The organism is Polynucleobacter asymbioticus QLW-P1DMWA-1 (genome assembly GCF_000016345.1).
GTDB classification, from domain to species: domain Bacteria; phylum Pseudomonadota; class Gammaproteobacteria; order Burkholderiales; family Burkholderiaceae; genus Polynucleobacter; species Polynucleobacter asymbioticus.
Genome location: NC_009379.1, coordinates 1,698,884 through 1,719,124 on the forward strand (window position 1 = coordinate 1,698,884; position 20,241 = coordinate 1,719,124).

At 43.3% G+C, this 20,241-nt stretch carries 25 protein-coding genes; 11 read left to right on the forward strand and 14 right to left on the reverse strand.

Annotated elements, in window-relative coordinates; all coding sequences use genetic code 11:
• Positions 1-9: 9 nt before the first annotated feature.
• The 4 genes from otnC to PNUC_RS08510 form a co-directional block, all read right to left on the reverse strand.
• Positions 10-672 carry a 3-oxo-tetronate 4-phosphate decarboxylase gene (gene otnC, locus PNUC_RS08495; protein WP_011903469.1) on the reverse strand — a complete coding sequence of 221 codons (663 nt, stop codon included), beginning with the start codon at positions 670-672 and terminating at the stop codon, positions 10-12.
• Positions 669-1,946, reverse strand: coding sequence for a 3-oxo-tetronate kinase (gene otnK, locus PNUC_RS08500; RefSeq protein WP_011903470.1), 1,278 nt, complete (start codon positions 1,944-1,946; stop codon positions 669-671). The genes otnC and otnK overlap by 4 nt, the downstream gene beginning before the upstream one ends.
• Before the next feature lie 27 nt (positions 1,947-1,973).
• A complete protein-coding gene (gene ltnD, locus PNUC_RS08505) occupies positions 1,974-2,873 on the reverse strand; it encodes an L-threonate dehydrogenase (protein ID WP_011903471.1) in 900 nt (299 codons plus the stop codon).
• Positions 2,874-2,939: 66 nt separating this feature from the next.
• Positions 2,940-4,241: an MFS transporter gene (locus tag PNUC_RS08510; RefSeq protein ID WP_011903472.1), complete on the reverse strand. Its 1,302-nt coding sequence runs from the start codon at positions 4,239-4,241 to the stop codon at positions 2,940-2,942.
• Between the two features lie 192 nt (positions 4,242-4,433).
• Here PNUC_RS08510 and PNUC_RS08515 point away from each other — a divergent pair, with 192 nt between their 5' ends.
• A complete protein-coding gene (locus PNUC_RS08515; RefSeq protein WP_011903473.1) occupies positions 4,434-5,234 on the forward strand; it encodes a FadR/GntR family transcriptional regulator in 801 nt (266 codons plus the stop codon).
• Here PNUC_RS08515 and denD read toward each other — a convergent pair.
• Entirely contained in the window at positions 5,231-6,211 is a 981-nt protein-coding gene (gene denD / locus PNUC_RS08520; RefSeq protein ID WP_011903474.1) for a D-erythronate dehydrogenase, read from the reverse strand. The two genes, PNUC_RS08515 and denD, sit on opposite strands and share 4 nt — an antisense overlap.
• A gap of 139 nt (positions 6,212-6,350) precedes the next feature.
• On the opposite strand from denD, the gene PNUC_RS08525 reads away from it, so the two are divergent.
• The gene (locus PNUC_RS08525) at positions 6,351-7,247 is read left to right on the forward strand and encodes a DMT family transporter (protein ID WP_011903475.1); all 897 of its coding nucleotides are present in this window, start codon (positions 6,351-6,353) and stop codon (positions 7,245-7,247) included.
• Between the two features lie 247 nt (positions 7,248-7,494).
• On the opposite strand, the gene PNUC_RS08530 is transcribed toward PNUC_RS08525, so the two are convergent.
• A complete protein-coding gene (locus PNUC_RS08530) occupies positions 7,495-8,286 on the reverse strand; it encodes a substrate-binding domain-containing protein (RefSeq protein WP_048812147.1) in 792 nt (263 codons plus the stop codon).
• 69 nt (positions 8,287-8,355) lie between these two features.
• Positions 8,356-9,027, reverse strand: a complete 672-nt coding sequence (locus tag PNUC_RS08535; RefSeq protein WP_011903477.1) for a DUF2461 domain-containing protein — start codon at positions 9,025-9,027, stop codon at positions 8,356-8,358.
• A 121-nt stretch (positions 9,028-9,148) separates the two neighbouring features.
• Between PNUC_RS08535 and PNUC_RS08540 the strand changes: the two genes are divergently transcribed.
• Genes PNUC_RS08540 through PNUC_RS08550 form a run of 3 tightly spaced genes read left to right on the forward strand, consistent with a single transcriptional unit; the run spans position 9,149 to position 11,411 of the window.
• Complete coding sequence (locus PNUC_RS08540) at positions 9,149-9,805, forward strand: DsbA family oxidoreductase (protein ID WP_011903478.1); 657 nt, start codon at positions 9,149-9,151, stop codon at positions 9,803-9,805.
• 11 nt (positions 9,806-9,816) lie between these two features.
• Entirely contained in the window at positions 9,817-10,968 is a 1,152-nt protein-coding gene (locus tag PNUC_RS08545; protein ID WP_048812148.1) for an iron-containing alcohol dehydrogenase, read from the forward strand.
• The gene (locus tag PNUC_RS08550) at positions 10,965-11,411 is read left to right on the forward strand and encodes an acyl-CoA thioesterase (RefSeq protein WP_011903480.1); all 447 of its coding nucleotides are present in this window, start codon (positions 10,965-10,967) and stop codon (positions 11,409-11,411) included. Before PNUC_RS08545 ends, PNUC_RS08550 begins: the two co-directional genes overlap by 4 nt.
• Before the next feature lie 53 nt (positions 11,412-11,464).
• Here the strand turns inward: PNUC_RS08550 and PNUC_RS08555 are convergent, their stop codons facing one another.
• From PNUC_RS08555 to PNUC_RS08570, 4 genes are all read right to left on the reverse strand, one after another.
• Positions 11,465-12,283: an alpha/beta hydrolase gene (locus PNUC_RS08555; RefSeq protein WP_011903481.1), complete on the reverse strand. Its 819-nt coding sequence runs from the start codon at positions 12,281-12,283 to the stop codon at positions 11,465-11,467.
• A gap of 125 nt (positions 12,284-12,408) precedes the next feature.
• A complete protein-coding gene (locus PNUC_RS08560; protein WP_011903482.1) occupies positions 12,409-13,011 on the reverse strand; it encodes a nitroreductase family protein in 603 nt (200 codons plus the stop codon).
• Between the two features lie 122 nt (positions 13,012-13,133).
• Positions 13,134-14,534, reverse strand: a complete 1,401-nt coding sequence (locus PNUC_RS08565) for a 3'-5' exonuclease family protein (RefSeq protein WP_011903483.1) — start codon at positions 14,532-14,534, stop codon at positions 13,134-13,136.
• Between the two features lie 19 nt (positions 14,535-14,553).
• Complete coding sequence (locus tag PNUC_RS08570) at positions 14,554-15,141, reverse strand: RrF2 family transcriptional regulator (protein ID WP_011903484.1); 588 nt, start codon at positions 15,139-15,141, stop codon at positions 14,554-14,556.
• 35 nt (positions 15,142-15,176) lie between these two features.
• On the opposite strand from PNUC_RS08570, the gene PNUC_RS08575 reads away from it, so the two are divergent.
• Positions 15,177-15,722 (forward strand): DUF4149 domain-containing protein, encoded by a 546-nt coding sequence (locus PNUC_RS08575; RefSeq protein WP_011903485.1) that lies wholly within the window; start codon positions 15,177-15,179, stop codon positions 15,720-15,722.
• Positions 15,723-15,730: 8 nt separating this feature from the next.
• Here the strand turns inward: PNUC_RS08575 and PNUC_RS11035 are convergent, their stop codons facing one another.
• The gene (locus PNUC_RS11035) at positions 15,731-15,880 is read right to left on the reverse strand and encodes a hypothetical protein (RefSeq protein ID WP_155763322.1); all 150 of its coding nucleotides are present in this window, start codon (positions 15,878-15,880) and stop codon (positions 15,731-15,733) included.
• Positions 15,881-16,011: 131 nt separating this feature from the next.
• Here PNUC_RS11035 and PNUC_RS08580 point away from each other — a divergent pair, with 131 nt between their 5' ends.
• The 3 genes from PNUC_RS08580 to PNUC_RS08590 are packed head-to-tail and all read left to right on the forward strand — an operon-like array spanning position 16,012 to position 17,916.
• Positions 16,012-16,656: an LON peptidase substrate-binding domain-containing protein gene (locus tag PNUC_RS08580; RefSeq protein ID WP_011903486.1), complete on the forward strand. Its 645-nt coding sequence runs from the start codon at positions 16,012-16,014 to the stop codon at positions 16,654-16,656.
• Between the two features lie 4 nt (positions 16,657-16,660).
• Complete coding sequence (locus PNUC_RS08585) at positions 16,661-17,521, forward strand: oxygenase MpaB family protein (protein ID WP_011903487.1); 861 nt, start codon at positions 16,661-16,663, stop codon at positions 17,519-17,521.
• Positions 17,522-17,538: 17 nt separating this feature from the next.
• Positions 17,539-17,916, forward strand: coding sequence for a DUF4149 domain-containing protein (locus tag PNUC_RS08590; protein ID WP_011903488.1), 378 nt, complete (start codon positions 17,539-17,541; stop codon positions 17,914-17,916).
• Between the two features lie 23 nt (positions 17,917-17,939).
• Here the strand turns inward: PNUC_RS08590 and PNUC_RS11040 are convergent, their stop codons facing one another.
• Together PNUC_RS11040 and PNUC_RS08595 are read right to left on the reverse strand one after the other, a co-directional pair.
• Positions 17,940-18,116: a hypothetical protein gene (locus PNUC_RS11040; RefSeq protein ID WP_167523319.1), complete on the reverse strand. Its 177-nt coding sequence runs from the start codon at positions 18,114-18,116 to the stop codon at positions 17,940-17,942.
• A complete protein-coding gene (locus tag PNUC_RS08595) occupies positions 18,113-18,517 on the reverse strand; it encodes an MAPEG family protein (protein ID WP_011903489.1) in 405 nt (134 codons plus the stop codon). The genes PNUC_RS11040 and PNUC_RS08595 overlap by 4 nt, the downstream gene beginning before the upstream one ends.
• A gap of 83 nt (positions 18,518-18,600) precedes the next feature.
• On the opposite strand from PNUC_RS08595, the gene PNUC_RS08600 reads away from it, so the two are divergent.
• Positions 18,601-19,230, forward strand: coding sequence for an alpha-ketoglutarate-dependent dioxygenase AlkB family protein (locus PNUC_RS08600; RefSeq protein WP_011903490.1), 630 nt, complete (start codon positions 18,601-18,603; stop codon positions 19,228-19,230).
• The gene (locus tag PNUC_RS08605) at positions 19,223-20,224 is read left to right on the forward strand and encodes an NAD(P)/FAD-dependent oxidoreductase (RefSeq protein WP_011903491.1); all 1,002 of its coding nucleotides are present in this window, start codon (positions 19,223-19,225) and stop codon (positions 20,222-20,224) included. The genes PNUC_RS08600 and PNUC_RS08605 overlap by 8 nt, the downstream gene beginning before the upstream one ends.
• Positions 20,225-20,241: the final 17 nt, after the last annotated feature.

Genomic DNA, 20,241 nt, shown 5'->3' on the forward strand with positions numbered 1-20,241 from the left:
TACCTTTATTTAAATATCGAGGTTGAAAGTTTTCTTAAGATCTTGAATCTGCGCCTCATCTAACGGGCGTGTTTCAACACCTTTCAGGAGTAAAAATAATTTGGCTGTTTCTTCGAGCTCTTCAGCTGCATTAACCGCAGCTTCTAGAGAATTGGCAGAAACTACTGGGCCATGATTGGCTAGCAATACAGAAGAATTCTTCGCCGCTAACTTTTCAATCACCGCAGCTAAGTCAGGATCACCGGGGCGGTGATATGGGGCCAATGGTAAACGCCCCACCTTCATCACAAAATAAGGGGTAAGCGGAGGAATACAGCTATCGTGATTGAGGCCACACATACAAGAAACGGCGGCAGAATAGGTGGAATGCAAATGCACAATACCTTTTGCCCCGCCTCTAGTGCTGTACATAGCTCTATGTAAAAACGCTTCTTTAGAGGGCGGCAAACCACTGACAGTATTGCCATCCCAATCTAATTTTGTCAGGGTGGCTGGATCCAATCTTCCTAAAGAAGCATTAGTTGGGGTTAATAACCAACCATCATCCAAGCGCACACTCAAATTACCGCTACTGCCAGCCGTAAGCCCTCTATCAAAAATTGACTTTCCAAACTCAACAATTTGTTCGCGGTGTTTGGATTCTTCTGACTTGCTATTAATAGAAAACGTCATTGGATGTAATCCCATGCTTCGTTAAAGAATTGAGGGCTACCAAAGTTACCCGATTTCAAGGCGAGCACTAAGGGGTCATGATTTACTTCAGTAAAAATGGCTTTAGTCCAAGGTACACCAGGGGCTATTTCAGGGCCTATTCTTAAACCAGAAATACCCAAGGCCTTGACGACTGCGCCGGAGGTTTCACCGCCAGCAACGATGAGCTGACCAACACCTAGCTTGATAAGGCCTTTAGCAATTTGCGCCAGAGCATGTTCCACCATCTCCCCAGCCTTCTCTATACCTACTTTATCTTGAATACTTTTGACAGTCTCGGGACTGGAGGTAGCGTAGATCAATACAGGGCCCTTCACAATTTTTTGAGCAACCCACTCGAGCGCCTCAGTAACGACATCCCTACCATCGACTAAGGCAAGTGGATCAACAAAATACGCTGGGGATTTCTCCTTCATTGCCCTGACTTGCTCTTGAGTGGCAACAGAGCAGCTTCCTGCAATGACGGCCTTTAAGCCGCGAACCGTCCCAAGCTTACTGGCATCACCAATAATCTTGAGGAGCCCTTTTTTTCTAAAGTTCTCCGGCAATCCCAAGGCGATCCCTGAACCCCCTGTGACTAATGGTAGGTCGGCACAAGCGGCTCCAATACTATATAAATCAATATCAGATAAGGCATCCACTATAGAGAACTGATTGCCGTCCTTTCGCAAATCAGCAAAGCGCTTTTGAATTACTCCTGCACCACCCTTGACCACTGAGTAGTCGGTTAAGCCAACCTTCGATTGAACCTGTTGTTGCAACACACGAACTAAATTTGAATCCGTCATCGGTGTCAGAGGATGATTGCGCATGCCAGATTCACTAAGCAGATCATCCCCAACAAATAAATGTCCTTTGTAAATACTGCGCTTATTTGCAGGAAACGCGGGGCATGCAATAGTGAACTTCGTATCAAGTGCCTTCATTAAGGCCTCGGCCACCGGACCTATATTTCCTTTTGGGGTGGAATCAAATGTTGAGCAGTATTTAAAGAAGAATTGCTGACATCCTTGACTCTTTAGCCACTCTAAAGCACGCAGTGATTCCTCAATAGCCTCAGGCGCTGGGTTTGTTCTAGATTTCAATGCAATGACTACTGCATCAACATCGTGAGGCGCCGGTTCCGTTGGTACCCCAATCAATTGGATGGTTTTCATCCCAGACTTCACTAGCATGCCAGCTAGGTCTGTACCACCTGTGAAATCATCTGCAATGCAACCCAATAAAACAGCCATATCCCAATATCTTTTCTTCTAATTAATTTATTTTTTTCCCGGAAGTTCAATTCCAGGGAAAATTTTAATCACTGCAGAGTCATCTTCTCTACCAAAACCAGCCGTAGATGCTTGCATGAACATTTGGTGTGCGGTGGAGCTCAAGGGCAGCGGAAATTTGCTGGCTCTTGCGGTATCGAGAACTAAACCTAGATCTTTAACAAAAATATCCACAGCCGAAAGCGGTGTGTAGTCTGCAGCTAAAACGTGAGCCATCCGATTCTCAAACATCCAGCTATTACCAGCGCTATTAGTAATGACTTCATATAAAGACGCAGCATCGACACCTTCACGCAACCCTAAAGCCATAGCTTCAGCAGCGGCTGCAATATGTACACCTGCCAATAGTTGATTAATGATCTTTACCTTGCTGCCAGCTCCAGCGCTATCGCCCAGACGATACACTTTAGCCGCCATCGCATCTAATGCGCCACCTACTTTGGCATATGCCTGCGGAGTGCCGGCGCTCATAATAGTCATCTCGCCAGACGCAGCCTTAGCAGCTCCTCCTGAGATGGGAGAATCTAAGTACAGGATCCCCATATCATTTAAACGCTTCTCCAATCCAACGGACCAATTAGGATCCACTGTAGAGCACATCACAAAAACAGAGCCCTTCTTCATCGCATTGGCTGCGCCATTTTTACCAAACAGCACTTCTTCTGTTTGCGCAGCATTGACTACAACGCTGACTAAAATCTCGCAATGTTCGGCTACCTCTGCCGGCGACGAGCAAGCAACGCCGCCATCCTCAACAAATGTATCAGCAGCTTCTTTACGAACATCGGCTACATAAACGTTATAACCAGAACGGCGCAATGATCCAGCCATTCCTTTACCCATAGCGCCAAGACCCACAACACCAACAGCTATTCCTTGGGAACTCATTTTCTGACCTTTTAAATAAAAAGTGCCACCGCCGTGATGGCAGATGGCACTAAATCTAGTGATTGCTTATTTATTAACTAACTTCGCCGGGAATTTCAATACTGCAAATGACCCAATTACCAGCACGCCAGAAATTACGTAAAGACCGATATTGGAAGAGCCTGTCGCATCCTTAATAGCACCAATTAAGAATGGTGCTGCGAAGCCCGAGAGATTTCCAACAGAATTAATTGCGGCAATACCTGCAGCAGCTGAAGCACCGGCCAAGAAAGAGGTAGGCAATGCCCAGAACAATGGAGTAGCAGAGAGCACTCCAGCTGCTGCCAAAGTTAAGAAGGCAACTGCAATCTCGGTATTTGTTGTGCCCGCAAGCGCACTACCAGTAAGACCGATCACGCCCATATACATAGGAACAACTAAATGCCAGCGGCGTTCACGGGTTTTATCGGATCTGCGACCAAAGAAGATCATGGAGATCACTGCCGCTCCGTATGGGATTGCAGTAAACAAACCAATATTTAAGACGCCTTTAATTCCTGCGGTTTTGATCAAAGTTGGGAGGAAGAAAGTTAATCCATACTGACCCATCACGATACAGAAATACACCACGATACCAAGCCAGAGGCGGCCATCTTTAAGGATTGCACCAAAGGAGCCGTGATCTACTTTTTCACGTTGATCAGCCACAATATTGGCCGCAAGCATGGCCTTCTCTTCGTTATTCAACCATTTAGCATGTTTAATGCCATCATCTAAATAGCAGAAAACTACTACAGCCAAAATGACTGCTGGAATGGCTTCAAGCACAAACATCCATTGCCAACCTGTAAGGCCGTTAACACCAGCTACAGACTCCATAATCCAACCAGATAAGGGTCCGCCAATCAAACCTGCTAACGGAATAGCAGCCATGAAGATTGAAACAATCTTTGAACGGCGTGCCGATGGAAACCAATATGTGAGATACAAAATGATGCCCGGGAAAAATCCAGCTTCAGCTAAGCCCAATAAAAAACGCATTACATAAAAGCTGGTGGGAGTACTTACAAACATACAAGCACCTGAAATTGCCGCCCAGGTAACCATGATTCGAGCAATCCACACTCGTGCGCCCACTCTATGCAAGATGATGTTACTGGGAACTTCAAAGATAAAGTAGCCGAAGAAGAATACGCCAGCACCGAAGCCATATACAGCTTCGCTAAACCCTAAGTCAGTCAGCATTTGTAATTTTGCAAAGCCCACGTTGACTCGATCTAAGTAAGCAACGATGTAACAGATCATCAGCAGCGGCATGATGCGCCATGCGACTTTCTTATAAGTTAAATCCTCAAAAGCACTCGGGGTGCCCATGCTTGTAGCAGTCATTACCGTCTCCCTCTAAAGCTAAATTGGATTAGCATTTAATTTTTTTAATAAAATATACAACTTTTATACAACTTACTAATAGCCATGCTAATCACAAAAAATATAGGAGTCAATGATTTAGATCTAGCTTTTACCCTAATAAGTTGTATACTTTTTATGATTTTTAGTAGACAACTATCCATTTAAACGCTCATGAGTCAATTTCTAAAACTGGCAGATGTAGAGAATAAGAAGACCCACTTCTCTGCGGGAAATCTTGGGACGCGGATTGCAAACACCCTACTAAATCAATTTCATGCGGATAACTTAAATCCCAATACCCGCCTTCCCTCTGAGTCAGTGATTGCTAAGCATTTCAAAGTCAGCAGAACAGTAGTACGAGAGGCGATTGCAATACTGAAGAAAGATGAGATTTTGCAATCACGTAAAGGTAGCGGCACCTTTATTGGCGAAAAATTCAAGCCTAATCCTGAGTTGGTAAATGAAGTCGCAGAACAATCGGTTCATGCTCTGCAAAATATTATTGAAGTCAGGCGCGGTGTTGAATCTGAAATTGCCGCGTTGGCAGCAATTCGCCGCACACCAGGACAACTTTCAGATATTGAAGAAGCATTAAGAAAAATTAAAAAGGTGACTGACGCTGGCCAAAATGGTGTCGAAGAAGATGTCCGTTTTCATATGCTGATAGCGCAAGCTACCGGAAATCCTTATTGGCTGAAGTTTGTAGACACTTTTTCCTATTCGCTCAGAGCAGCAACTAGTGTTACTCGAGCAAATGAAGACCGAAGGTTAGATTTTGCACAACAAGTACAAGAAGAACATGAAGCGATTGTTGCTGCCATTGCCTCGGGCGATGCCGATCAAGCACGTCTAGCTGCCAGTATCCACATGATTAACGCAGCGGAGAGGCTGAAGCTGGCCGACAGAAGCTTCTGGAAAGAGGAGGGTAGCGCCTTAGCCAGAGATATCGTGGGTAACACCCCACACGATTAACTCTTACCTTTAAGCTCATCCTCAATATAGGCCTCAACAATACTTTGAAAATTGGGGTCAGACTTTAAACCCAATGCTTGAGCTCTGCTGGCATCCCAGGATGCAGGCCAACTTCTTACGATCGCCTCTACCTTTGGATCTGGCTCAATGGAAATGAGAGAAACAGTCTCTTCACTAGCCACTTTGTGTAGTGCTTCAATCATTTCACCAACACTTACTGAAACACCAGGAAGATTGATTGACTTATTCAAGCCCAATTTGCTTGAATCTAAGTCATGGCCAGTAATCAAAGATTCAATGGCATAAAGGGGTGATAACAACCAGATACGCAAGTCAGGTGAAACTGGGCAAATGGAAGGTTGACCATTTAAAGGCTCGCGAATGATTCCGCTAGCAAACGAAGATGCTGCTTTATTAGCAACTCCAGGGCGAACACTAATAGTGGGTAAACGTAATACCCTGCCGTCTACAAAACCCTTGCGAGTGAAGTCATTAAGTAAAAGCTCACAGATTGCCTTTTGAGTGCCATACGATGATTGAGGGTTTAAGGCTGTTGTATCCAAAACCATCTCTGGAAGAGCTCCACCGTATACAGCTACCGAACTAGTAAAGATAATTTTGGGTTTATGCCCCGCTTTGCGGCAAGCCTCTAGCAATAGTCGTGCAGCATCCAGATTAATTCGCATTCCTAAGTCAAAGTCAGCCTCTGCTTGGCCGCTAACGATAGCGGCTAAGTGAAAGATAGATTTAATCTCTGGGGTAATCAATCCCTGAATGAGCTTAGGATCCGCAATATCTCCAGCGATCACCTTAACTCGTGAATCGCCAAAATCATTGGCCTTAACAACATCAACCAGTATGAGTTGCTCAATTTTTTGCTCGGCCCCATCCGAGTCTTTTAAAGACCCACGACTTAATAACTGATTAGCAAGTTTTTGCCCTAAAAATCCAGCTCCACCAGTAACTAATACTTTCATTTTATTGTCTCTTATTTGTTATCGAATGTAATAAATGTAATGTAGCAGAGGATTGATTATTGATTCGAAAAGTTCATGGCAAGTAATCCTTTAGTAAACTTCAGGAAACCATCCTATAGAAAAATATTGAGACTGTGCTTTGAATAAAGAAACTAAAGGAATTTGGCTAGGTCTAGTCGGAGTTGTCATTTTCAGCATGACGCTGCCCGCTACCAAAATAGCCGTTCCAGATTTTAGTGCGATTCCCCTCTCTTTTTACCGAGCAGCCATTGCTGGTGTAGCTGCCTTAATTTATATAGCGGCAAAAAAGATTGCTCTTCCCCAAAAGAGTGATCTTCCAACACTGGGAATCATTTCCATCCTTATTTCTTTTGTCTTTCCAATCTCCATCGCGATTGCGATGCAAGATCTGCCTTCTTCACATGGTGGGATTGTTCTAGGAATATCACCTTTATTGACTGCTCTATTCGCCACCTTGCGTTTTGGCGAAAGACCATCACGCGGCTTTTGGATTACCGCCATTCTTGGTAGTGCTTTAGTTCTCGCCTTCTCAATTAAAGAAAGTGGGGGAGCCTTACAGTTAAGTGATCTAGCCTTGTTACTTGCTGCAGTCTCTGCTTCTTACGGTTATGCAGAAGCTGGTAACCTTTCCCAAAAGATGGGGGGCATAGCTGTGATCTCATGGGTAGCAATTATTTCCCTCATACCCAGTCTTCCAATTGCGATTTATTACGCAATGCATTCGAGTGTTACTGCAATACCAATCATGAATGCTTCATTACCAGCATGGCTAGCATTGCTCTTTGTAAGCATCTTTTCAGCCTACATCGGTAATATATTTTGGTACACCGGATTATCTATGGGCGGAATATCACATGTCGGACAGGTGCAATTGCTTCAGCCCTTTTGCACCCTAGCCCTATCGAGCGTTTTGGTATTCGAACCCCTTACCATCAGCAATATCTTCTTTGCTAGCGCCGTGCTTGTAGTGGTTGCCATTGGCAAAAGAATGCCAGTCGCCAAGGTCAAAACTTAATTAAGTTTTATAGCCCTCAAGCCGAATTAATCTATCGACTTCTTTTCTACGTCTAAAAAGGGATTTAAGGAGTCATTTGCTGCTGCAGTATGAGCAAAATTGCCTCTGGCACTAGACTTTTTATCTACAACCACTACCTACCCAATGTTCTCACTCAATTTTTTGGCTATTACTCGTGCGGCAGTTATCTCAAATCCACCAATAGCAAAAACAACCACCATAATGACCGTTTTCTTGTGAGGAAATATTACCAAGGGAGTACCGGTAATACAGGTTTTAAACCTGCCTTTTGAATAGTAGGCACTGCTTTAGGCGATGCCAAGAATGCAATTAAATCTCTTGATGCCTTGATGTTTGCATCATTGCTAGTTATACCTGCCGAAAATAAAACAGTTTGCTGGACTTCAGGGGGTATCTCGCCAATGAAATCAATACCTGGTATTGGAATTAGCTCGCTTACCTGTTGAAACCCTAGTTCAGCGTCTCCTCTAGCAACCACCGTGCCTACTCGTTCGCTATATATCTTTTTTGCAGTCTTACTCATTTGCTCTGCAATTCCTAATTTTGGAAATAGCTCTGTAGATAAATAAGTACCGCTAGCACTTGCGGAATATGCAACAGATTTTGCATTTAATAAAGCTTGCTTCAGGGCTGGAACACTGCTGATGTCAGGCTTTGGCGCGCCAGTCTTCACGGCGGCGCCAATAACAGAGGCGACTAAATCCACGCGGGTCCCCTGCTGGACTGAGCCACTCTGTATAAATCCATCCAATGCAGGAGATGCGAGTATCAATACATCAAATTTTTCACCCCTAGACAATCTTGATGGTATGGAATCGGGAGCAGTCCCCATGGACGATCCATAAGAAATAATCACCTTATTGGGAGACTGTTTTTCATATTCTGGCACTAAAGCCTTAAGGGCTTCCGCAAATGCACCAGAAGTGATCACCTGAATATCAGCCGCCAGGACTGATGCGGAAAAAAGAAGGCTAGCTGTGAAAGCCAATAAAGCATTCTTAATTAATCTAATTAGCATTGATTCTCGCATTACATAAAAAGTAGCTGACGCATATAAAAGCGGCTTGTTTATAAATTATATGATTTCCTACTGGATATGAAGCCAGCCAAAACTTAATAAAGGAAGCATATCTTTGGCAAAATCTGCTACTTCGTTCACTAAGCCTTTTGAGCAAATAATAGATCGGGGCAACTGCTTTCTAACAATCCACCCCTTTAGCTTAATGGCCGATTCAATTTCTTTGGGCACATCAACAAACCCTCTCGGTATACGGGCTAATGTATGGGAATAATCCAATTCATAGCCTTTTCGCTTAAGCGATTTCTCAATTAATAGCCAAGCCTTCGGGTTATCTAATATTCCCTGCCTCAGCTTTTTAAGAATATGGGTTTCAGGCTGCAAATAACCTGCAGCGCACCTACTGCCTAATGGGTCTAAACGAAAATATAAAACACCAGGAGAGTGTTTGTCGCCAGTTCGGGTAAATAATCCGCTGGCATGCATGTTGTAAGGGTGCTTTGCTTTAGAGAAACGAGCGTCTCGATTAATTCTAAAAAGCGATTTTTTAGGGTCGCCCCACAAGGGGATGTCTTTATTCGATAACGTGTTTGATAACGCCTCAGTGAAGCGCTTCATCGGCTCACGCACAAACTCTTCATATTCAGAGCGATGCTCTGCAAACCAAACTCTGTTTTGGTTATCTGTTAAATCCTCCAGGAATTGAAAAGCCTTCGGACTAAACCCGTTAAAGTCACTCATTGAAGTAGATACCTTACCTGTTTAATAAGCTGCATTTGGACCAAAATTGGGTCTTTTTACTGCGGCAAGTTTGTTTACCAATCATTTCACCATTCAAAATGGCTTCTGTAGAATAAAGCTTATGAAACCAACCATCAAAATAGATTATGTATCAGATGTAGCCTGCCCATGGTGCGCCGTAGGCTTAGGAAATCTCAATCAGGCCATGGCTCAGTTAAGCGACAAGATTAATTTTGAAGTCCACTTTCGCCCCTTTGAACTCAACCCAAAGATGCCCCATGGCGGTCAAGATGCCATCGAGCACCTCACTGAAAAATACGGCTTAACTGCAGAACAGGTCAAAGTAAACCAAGCCAATATTCGCACTAAAGCATTAGAAGCTGGATTTGCATTTCATCCAGATGGTCGTAAACGGGTGTACAACACCTTTGATGCTCACCGCCTCCTATATTGGGCCGGTAAAGAATACGATCTACAAAAACAAGCTGCCCTAAAAAAGGAATTACTGAATACTTACTTTTGTCTTGCAGTTAGCTTAGATGATCCGGAGAATGTATTAGATGCAGTGATGCGTGCAGGATTAGATAAAGATAGAGCTCAAGAAGTACTCAAGGGCAATGAGTACTCAAAAGAAGTGCGGGATGAAGAGGCAACATATACCAGTGCGGGAATCAGCTCAGTTCCCTCGATTATTATTGATGATCAATACCTATTACAAGGAGCCCAGCCTCCTGAGGCTTTCGTTAATGCGTTTGAGCAAATTAATAAAACAATCTAGCAAAGGTCACAATCATGCAATTTGACTTTCATTCAACGCGCTCAATTCTCGTAGAAAGAGGTGGCGCTAATAATCTGGCCAAGAGAATTGCTGAGAGAGGTGGAAAATCTGCACTGATCGTCACTGATCCAGGTGTCTTATCTGCTGGCTTACTCGATAAAGCCATGCCTCAGTTTAAGGAGATTGGTTTACCTGTACAGATTTTTTCTGATGTTCAGGCTGACCCCCCTGTCTCAGTGATTGATGCTGCAGTGAAGGCTGCTCAAGCCTCTAAAGCTGACTACATTGTGGGCTTTGGCGGCGGTAGCTCAATGGATGTAGCCAAATTAGTTGCCCTATTAGCACCAGGTAAAGAAAAATTAGCAGATGTCTATGGTGTAGGTATGGCTAAAGGGCCACGCTTACCTTTGATCTTGGTCCCCACAACAGCAGGTACTGGATCTGAAGTGACCACTATTTCTATAGTTACTGTTAGCGAGAGCGAGAAGAAGGGGGTAGTTTCCCCTCAATTACTCCCTGATGTTGCATTGCTTGATGCTGAGTTAACTTTGGGTCTTCCAGCCCATGTAACAGCAGCTACTGGAATCGATGCAATGGTTCACGCAATTGAAGCATTTACAACTAAGCGATTAAAAAATCCCGTTTCAGATTGTTTGGCCAAAGAAGCACTGCGTTTGTTAGCTGGAAATCTGCATAAGGCTGTGAAGACTGGGAATGACATTGATGCGCGTGAAAATATGTTGTTGGGTGCCTGTCTTGCAGGGATGGCATTTACTAATGCACCAGTAGCCGGTGTACACGCATTGGCTTATCCAATTGGCGCCAGATTCCATGTTCCCCATGGACTCTCCAATTCTTTAATGCTGGGACCTGTGATGCGCTTTAATTTAGATGCTGCACACACTATGTATGCTGAACTAGGTCAAATTATCAAACCTGGTTTACAGGGCTCGACCATTGAGCAAGCCACTCAATTGGCAAGCTATCTTGGTGGCCTAGCTGGTGATCTAGGTTTGCCACAACGATTGGTTGAGGTCGGCATCACTGCAGAAGATATAGACCAGTTGGCTGCAGATGCCATGCTTCAGGCACGTTTACTACAAAATAGCCCACGCGAAATCACATTGAATGACGCTGCAGATCTTTATAAAGAGGCTTTATGAGCAACAAAAGACCCTCCCCTCCAGTACGAGCTGATTTTGTAGCGTTTGAAGAAGTTCATTCTAGATGGATGGATAACGATGCTTATGGACATATCAATAACGTTACTTACTACTCTTTTTTTGATACAGCCGTAAATCGCTATCTCATTGAACGAAATGTTTTAGATATAGCAAAAAGTGAAACTATTGGGTTGGTTATTGAAACCCAATGCCAATATTTTTCCTCTATTGTTTATCCCGATATGATTCATGTTGGACTCAAAGTTGCACACCTCGGTAATAGTAGCGTGAAATATGAGGTTGCCATTTTTAGGAATGCTGAGGATGTTGCTTCAGCGATGGGGCATTTTGTTCATGTTTACGTAGACCGAATAACAAATAAACCAACCCCAATTCCACAAGATGTTCGCGACGTCTTGCAGCAGCTTGTCAAAGTAAATTAATGAATCAGTCCTCACTCACAGAATTGAGGTGGGGATTGGAGATAGCCTCCTTATTAGCCTAACACTCTGTCTTTGATGGTTTTATGGATTGTTCCATTAGCTCTCACTAACTCATCAAAGATGGTGTAGTGATTAAAACCATTCAACAACTGAAATTTACCTGGTTGTAAGTGTTGCTTTCGATACTCATAAAATTGGGTAGTTTGTCCTTGCATATGCGGCAACTCAGCACTACCGACAAATAAGTCAATCACTTTTCCAAAATGATTCGTTTTTAGAATTGGTGAGTTCTCCAGAGAAGCTTCAAGATTCAAATGCAACTGATCGTTTACATAGCAGTGTCGAATTGGTTCTAAGTCATAGACTCCGCTGATACAAATTCCATCTTTGACATTGGGCTCATTTAAAACTGAAGCAACCAAGTGAGCCCCTGCAGACCATCCAAGAAGATAAAAACCTGGAAACGATCCTCTTTCGTCCCGAACCTTAACTTCAATTGCACTTAACCCGGTACGTATATCCGCAATAATTTGCTCCATTGTTGCATCAGGCGCCAATCTATAACCTAGCATTGCAACACTAAAGCCTAAATCTATTAAAGGTGGAACTATGAATGTGAAATCATCTTTAGAGCGGAACTGCCAAAAACCGCCATGTATATAAACCATGATGGGAGAATGATCTCCAGCAGAAAAGTAATCATATGACTGCCTTGGATGTGGACCATACCTAATGTCTAGCTCACCTTTTGTGCTCTCTCGCACCTGATCGCTAGCTTGCATCCAACCCTCAACTATCTGGGCGCTATTCGCAACAGCCAATGAATTGTTATACGCCCTATCAAGCTCATCTTTTGTAAGGTTTTTCCACATTGTTTACACCTGGCATTTCAGTTAAATTAAGAAGCATTCTTCATCATAAGTGGAGAAATCAAATGACTCAAGATCAATTTGCTGAAGAAAATGAGTATGAAAAAACCACCCGAAGGTGGTTATATTTAGAAGTGATTTTCAATCACCATCTCTGATTTGGGGATAAATCCCGGCTTGGGCCATGCAGGTTTGATCCCTTTTCCAATCACCAACATTGCAGCAATAGCATAGTCTTTTGGCAGATGGATAAGTTCGGCCACCTTGTCAAAATCAAAACCAACCATAGGGCAAGAATCATAGCCCATCGCCTTGGCTGAAAGCATCATCGTTTGCAACATGATTCCAGCGGAACGCATTGCTTCATCTCTTTGTAACTGCTCTTTTCCAGAGTAAAAAGGATGAATCCAGGGAACTAAAATATCCTGAGCTTCTTTAGGTGCATTAATCCAATATCTAGCGGGATCTTTTTCCCATGCCTTGATATCAACCGTCACTACAAATAATAATGATCCATCCGTTACTTGAGCTTGATCATGAGCAGCTTCACGCAACTTAGCTCTGAGTGCCTTATCAGTCACATTAACTAAACGCCAGTGCTGAATATTAAAAGACGATGGTGCTTGCATCGCGAGCTCGAGCAACTGCTCAGTCTCTTGCTGGGTAAATTGATGGGTAGGGTCAAAGTGCTTAATAGCCCTTCGCTCACGAATAGCGTCAAATGTGTTCATTTTTTCCTTGGTGATATTTCAAACTAAAGACAAAGAATATAGAAATTCCTTATAAGCTGCAGAAAGCAGCTCCAACGGTAGCTAGTCTTAGCAAATAAGCAAATATGTGCTGTGATTTACATTTATTGAGCTGAGAAATGAATCACTTGTTGCTTATAGGCGCCTGATAAGGCTTTTTTAACTATCTTGTAAATATCCAGATCAAACTCAGCATCACCAGATTCAGCCAGCTCATACAGCTCATCTTGATTAATGGCGGTACCTAGATAACACCATTTATCAATCACAATCATCTCGCCACCCTCTTTAATTGCGATCGGTCCAGAATAAGGCCATACCTGTATTTTAAAGAGCTCTAATACCGTCTTTAATTGCAAATTATGCAAAGTAATTGGGGTAAGGTTAAGACACGCACCACCACATTGCTTTACCTGATAACCAAAGCATGATTTACCCTCGACCCTCTTCTCTAGGCCAAGCAATGCCTCGCAAAGATGATGCTTTTTAGCTATTGCCTTTAAATAAGAGTGCGCCTCTCGTTTGCTATAAAACAAGCCATATAAATTCTCTTGCAAACCGGGAGCTAGTTGATGGTGGGTCACTAGTTGCGGCAAAAGAACTCCCGACTCATCTTCAACTAAGCTCCAACCACAAAGATCTTTAGACCTTCGTAGCTTAATGTTCATACTAGGCATACGTTCTTTAATCAACCTAGACTCAAGAATGAGGGCACCAAGCTCGCCACTGGTTTCGATCCAATCAATATCTCGAATTTGCAGAGAGAGCTTCATTTCTTTACGCTGTGTTAATGCGCCTTGAAAATGCCCCATGACCCTATTACGCAAAGAAATACTCTTGCCGATATAGAGTGGCGTCTTGTTATCGCCGTAAAAGATATAACAACCAGGAGTATCTGGGATGGAGTCTATTAAGTCTCTATCTATATTCGGCGGTAGACTAGGATTACCAATCAGTTGATTGATCACCTCATTGAGCTTTTCTGCCCCAAACTTGGCTTCACAAACACGCCAAAACTGCAGCAGTAAATCTGCATCGCCCAGCGCACGATGGCGGGCGCTAACCTGAAGACCATGGGCGTTAATGATGGTATCTAGATTATGGCGAGGCTGCTCTGGAAATAGCAATCTAGAAAGCTTTACCGTACATAACACTTTCGGCTTGAAATCGATGCCGACCCTTTTAAAAGAGGCCTTGATAAACCCGTAATCAAATCGAGCATTGTGAGCAACGAATATTTTTCCCTCAAGCTCTTGTTTTAACTCTTTCGCAACCTGATCAAAGCTTGGTTGACCTTCCACCATTTGTGGAGAGATGCCGGTAAGTCTTTGGATATTTTGCGGAATAAAGGTTTGGGGATTAATTAACCGTTCCCACACCTGAATTCCATCGTTAGCTAGTGTTTTGATGCCAATTTCTGTAATGCGATCCCGATCAAAATGAGACCCAGTAGTTTCTATGTCTACAAAAGCTAAATCCGGGTACGAGACCTCATTAATATCCACGTCAAATGACTTTGCAACCTTAGTTTGCCGGTGAGTTTCTGTTGAGATAGTCAGCAAAGCTAAAAATAGAGTTAGGTCCGCGAGGAACTTCTTCTACCTTTTTGAAAGAACTCTTCACCACTTTTTGAACCTCTCCTTTGGGTCTTTTTTCTTCCTTAACCTTCACTTCAGACTCAGCAGGAAAATAAGATTTTCTTTCTGGCGCTGTTTGCACTTCACTAAAGCGCGGTATGTAATCTTTAATCGCTGAGGCCAAGGTAACATTCGAAATGCAGTTCATCATGTAAGCCTCTAGTGACTGATAGAGATCTTTTGCAATATCAGACACCTCTACTTTTCTTTTTTTGATTTTATTCATTGCCAAAACAATGTCTTTAATCGTAATGATGCGAGGGTCTTTTGAAAGTTGATAGCCGCCAGTACGTCCTTTGATGCCAATAACGAGTCCTGATTCACGTAGAGGTCGCAGCAACAGCTCAATGCGACTAATTGACATATTGAGCCTTTGGGCTATTTCGGGAACCGTTACTAATTGACCCTTGTTAGAGTGACTTGCGATATCAACTAGGGTGTTCAGCGCTACTTTGACTGCTTTTGTGACTTCCATGGTGTATTTGGCATAAAAGTTAGATTGAGGCTAGTATGAAACTGATTCAAACTTTGTGCTGCAGCGCATTAATTAACCCTTTTTACCCTATGGTTGAAGTTCCCAAAAGCCAATACACCTTCTCCTGCCGCCTACTACGCTTGCTTGCTTACTTGGTATCTGGCGCGATGATTGCACAGGCTCTTAGCTGCTTCATTCCCTATCTTTTAATGGAGGATGCTCAAGCCGCAGGGATGATTGCACATCTTTTGATTCAGCATCTCTCGTATTACTTTTTGGGATGTGCTTTTGTCATTTTGAGCCTCTCCAATATCTTGATTAAGAGAGGTATAGCTCAGCTGAAAGGGGTGCGCTTACCGTCACTAGTGTTGATGGTTTGCGTTGTAGTTACAAGCTATTTGCTAATCCCGCGCATGGATTACTTAAGAGAAACCGCACTACAAGATGGTATGCCCGTAATGCTCTCGCCTTTTGCAAACTACTTTGTCACGTTAAACAGCATTACATATCTATTGGTCTGCGGTCAGATTATCACTAGCGTCTTAATTGCATGGCGCCTAAGTGATATCAAATCACCTTAGGCAAGCAGTTATTTAATTTTGTTGCGCTCTTGAGCTTTGGCCAGCTGGTCAGCAGTTCGTTGTTGAAAATCGACCATACTGTGATAACCCATTTGATAGCAAGGACAATGCTTGCCTAGAATCAAGCGAGCAAGCTTGATGCGCAGTTTTTGAATCATATGAATCTCCTAGTTTTGAGCTTTAAATGTAAACGTAAATCGGGTTTAGTGCTGGCTCCAAAAAAACAGTGAGGTTATTAGGGCCCCATTGAGCGAAAGCAAAGAAGAGATAAATCCATTACATTCATTAAATGACTAATTCCACCTCTACCATTCGAAAAATCCCTTTATTTCCACTGGGTACCGTACTCTTTCCAGATGGCGTGATTGCGCTGAAGATTTTTGAAGCCCGCTATCTCGACATGATTAAGCAATGCTTGCGAGAAAAGACAGAGTTTGGCGTGGTGAGCATCATCAAAAACTCTGACGCCAATGAAGAAGATGTGTCTCTTTCCTTTTCCAAAATTGGCACACTGGCTCAAATTGAAGATTTCGACCCTATCCAGCCCGCTCTTTACATGACCAAATCATTTGGCACACAGCGCTTCAAGCTCATAAATAGCAAACAAGAACCTAATGGACTTTGGATGGGTGAAGTTGAACTTTTAGAAAATGATCCACTTACTCCAATCCCCGAAGAGCATCAAAAAGTTGCTACGCTATTAGATGAAATCATCTCAGTCATTCAAAGCGAGGATCTATTAGGAGAGGCGCCTTTTAAGAAACCATTTAAGGTCGATGATTGTGGCTGGGTTTCCAACCGTCTTGCCGAACTACTGCCACTCTCGCTAGCGCAAAAGAATCACTTGCTGGCTCAAACCAATCCCAGGATCAGGCTCGATCTCATTACTGAAATTATTGAAGATGACGATTTAAGAAATGTCATGATGCATTAATACTATGCTAGATGAGTTCATTCGTAAAACGATTCGAGAGATGGTGGGTGGTAGTGGACCCCCAATAGCATTCCTAACACCAAAAGGTGATCGAGGGCTATTTGGCCCTGAATCAATTGCCTGGAAAGTGCATGCAGACTTTATCTCCATGATGATTGGTGGCATTAGCTCATTAATCTTACAAGCCCTGCATCCACAGGCTTTAGCTGGTGTTTGGGATCACTCCTCTTTCAGGGAGGACCTGAAAGGGCGGCTTGGAAGAACCGCATTTTTTATTGCAGCAACTACCTACGGCCCTACTGAGATGGCAAACAATGTGATCGAAAAGGTCAATCACATTCACGCTAAAATTACCGGCTTAGATGAATTTGGTAACCCCTATTCTGCTACAGATCCACATTTGCTGGCCTGGGTACATCTTACAGAAACGCGTAGCTTCATGAACTCTTTTGAAGACTACCGCAAGGAAATCATTAGCCCCGAAGAAAAAGATCAATATTTTTTAGAAATGAAATCTTTGGGCGAGAGAATGGGGGCTAAAGACCTTCCTAGCACTTATGCCAATACCGAGAGTGCTATTACGGCATATATTCCAGAGCTTTATTTTGGAAAGCGTGCATCGAGCATTATTGATTTGCTTGAGAACTTTCCGGGAAACCTGATGGCTAAGCCGTTTATCAAACTCATTAGTCGCGCAGGCTTTCTCAACCTTCCTGACTGGGTATATCCCATGATTGGCAAAACTGTTCCAAGTTATTTAGAACGCTTAGCAGTCAAAAAGAGCATACATTTAATTGCTATGCCCGTTCGCGAAGCCCTTAAAGATGGTGTGGCTGCCCACTCGTTTCGTAGAATCTACGGATAATTTTTTAGAAAGAAATCATGATTACAAATTATCTTTTATCTGGCATGGTCGGCATCATGCTCTTTTTTACCGTTGTTGTAGCCCCCACTGTTTTTAAGGTACTACCAGTGGAATGGTCTAGCAAATACGTTAGAAACTTTTTCCCAAAATACTATGCCACCTTAGGATTAATCACATTGATCTGTGTATTTACAGAGACAGATTCAACCAGCAAGTTGTTACTTGCTGTCTGCGCAGTCCTTTTTGCTTTTACCTTCTTTTACCTGACCGGAAAAATTAATAACGCTAAGGATAGCGGTAACAACCGATTGTTTCACTGGCTTCACGGATCCAGCGTAGTAATTAACCTCTTTCAGTTAATTACTTTTATCTATCTTTTGATCAAAGCACCCTAAAAAGGCAAGTCTTCCTTAACCTACTAGTCGGGTTTAGGCTTGTTTAGATCTTGCTCTGGCTTCTGTTGCGTGGTTGATTGCATTTTCAGGGTAGGAGCTACCATCTTTTCACCATTCCAGACCTGCCCGCACCAGCATTCACCCGCATCACTAATAATGCAAACACCAGATCCACAGCAGCGCTTATCAGGGGCTTTCATATTGAAACCTTTGTGAACTGAGTAAATATTCCGTATGCAGCTCCCGTCCATAGCCCGGCTATCACCAGGAGGGAAATTAAGAAGCCAAGTCCGCGTTTAGCGGGATTGAGTTGATAGGAAATGGCATACCAAACTCTAGCGATCAGCCAAATCACACCAGAGTCACCCGCCCCTTTGTCTCCAATGAAGATGGCATAGAGCCATAAAGCTGGCAAAAATAGGAGGACGTTTTCAATCGTATTGAGTTGAATACGATAGGCGCGCTCAAACATTTCATTGCCACTGGTGGCCGGGGCCTGAACTTTGTATTTACCGCGCGCTCTTCCGACATTAAATAACAGCCCCATCATTAATAGGACCGTCATCAAAGTGATGAAGGATGCATAGATATATTGGTTCATGAGGGCCTGAATTCATAAAAGTGGATTTGAGGCTATTCTAGGGTTTTTATTCATTTAGTGCTTGCAGCTACCCCCATCCTTCGATGAATCAAAGCTCCTTATTTAGCATCGACTCAGATCTTTGCGCTACAAATCTACTACCTAAAGAGGGGCTCGTTAACTACTATCCAGAATTTCTAGGTGAAGTAGAAAGCCTTAACCTACTGAATCAACTGCAAAAGTCTCTGCAATGGGAGGCGGATCAACTCATCATATTTGGGAGATTAATCAGCACCCGCCGCAAGGTGGCTTGGATTGGTGACCCAAAATGTACTTACACCTACTCGGGAGTAAAAAAACAACCTCAATCCTGGACGCCAGAATTACTGATTATTAAAAGGCAACTAGAGGAACTGCCCCAGGCAGAATTTAATTCATGCTTACTTAATTTCTACCACGATGGGGCCGATGGCATGGGGTGGCATAGTGATGATGAAAAAGAGTTAGATGCGCAATCCCCTATTGCTTCGCTGAGCCTTGGCTCTGCACGTAAATTTTCTTTTAAGCACAAAAAAGATAAATCAACCACCTCCCTCTTTCTAGAAAATGGTAGCGCTCTCATCATGCACGCACCTACTCAACAATTTTGGCAGCATGCGCTTCTCAAAACCAAAACCATTCATACGCCTCGTATCAATTTAACCTTTAGACGAATATCCATCAGCAATGCATAAGAACCAGCCAAAAGAGACCACTATTGCCATCATTGGTGCCGGCATTGCTGGTCTAAGCTGTGCCACTCGATTAAAAGCGCTCGGCTTTCAAGTCCAACTCTATGAAAAGAGCCTCGGAGTTAGCGGGCGTATGAGCACGCGCAATAATGATCACTGGTCTGGCGATCATGGGGCTCAGTATTTCACAGCAAGAGACCCCCTATTCATCAATCAGGTCAAGGAATGGATTAATGCTGAAGTAGCCGCCATCTGGAATCCCCGCTTAAAGGTATTTAAAGCGAATCAATGGCAAGACAGTACCGCCACTGAAAATCGCTACGTGGGAATTCCTGCAATGAATTCTCCAGGCAAACATTTAGCTAAGGCACTGCCGATTGAATTCAATCAAACAATTGATCGTGTTGCTTATGCTCAAAATAAATGGCAGCTTCACAGCCTAGAGTCAGGTGACATTCACCAGCAATTTGATTGGCTTGTTGTAGCTCTGCCTGCACCACAAGCACTTGCTCTTACCAAATCAATAGATAAATCCATTGAAAAATTTACTATTGATGCGAATATGCAGGGTTGTTGGACAGTGATGGCAAGCTTTACAGATAATTTAAATCTCCCGTTTGATGCTGCCTTTATCAATAATGAGAGTATTAGCTGGATTTCTCGAAATAACTCTAAGCCGAAACGAATTGGTCTAGAAACTTGGGTAATTCACTGCAACCCAACTTGGAGTCAGGAATGGATAGAGCTAGATAAAGATGAGGCAGCGAAGCGCATCCTAGATTGCGCCACGAAGCTTGGCTTAGATTGCCGCACAGCTAAAATTTCTATTCATCGCTGGCGCTATGCAAGCGGGCATACCAACCCGATTCCAGTATTTAGACTTCATGAGGACCTCAAGCTAGGCTTTTGCGGTGATTGGCTTAATGGGGGCAGGGTTGAGGGTGCCTGGCTCAGTGGCTATCAATTAGCCTGCCAAATTGAAAAAGTTCAAAAGTAAACCAAATTTCTAGAACA